Source organism: Streptomyces chattanoogensis, assembly GCF_001294335.1.
In the GTDB taxonomy this organism is placed as follows: Bacteria; Actinomycetota; Actinomycetes; order Streptomycetales; family Streptomycetaceae; genus Streptomyces; species Streptomyces chattanoogensis.
Window position 1 is genome coordinate 1 of the sequence record NZ_LGKG01000054.1, and the last position, 505, is coordinate 505.

The following is a 505-nucleotide window of genomic DNA, read 5'->3' on the forward strand; positions in this document are numbered from 1 at the left end:
CGACCTCCCCGGTCACGTTCGAGACCAGCGGGATCTGCGGCGCCTCGTACGACAGCCCCTCGGCGACCCGCCGGAAGTCCTCCAGCATCGGCTCCATCAGCGGCGAGTGGAAGGCGTGGCTGACCGGCAGACGACGTGTCCTACGCCCCTGGTCGGCAAACTCCTCGGCGATCCGCAGGACTTCGGGCTCCCCACCGGCGATCACCACCGACTCCGGGCCGTTGACCGCCGCGATCGACACGCCATCGACCAGCCGCGCCGCCGCCTCTTCCTCTGTTGCCTGGACGGCCACCATCGCGCCACCCGTAGGCAAGGCCTGCATCAGCCGCGCCCGGGCCGCCACCAGCGCACACGCATCAGCCAGCGAGAACACCCCGGCCACCTGCGCGGCCGCGATCTCACCGATCGAATGCCCGGCCACGAAATCCGGCCTCACACCCAGGGACTCGGCCAGCCGGAACAACGCCACCTCGATGGCGAACAGCGCAGGCTGCGTGAACCCGGT

General features: G+C 70.5%; 1 protein-coding gene. It reads right to left on the bottom strand.

Annotation, left to right across the window (positions count from 1 at the left end):
- On the bottom strand, nt 1–505 hold a 505-nt coding region (locus ADL29_RS08265), incomplete at both ends, for an acyltransferase domain-containing protein (RefSeq protein WP_157878429.1).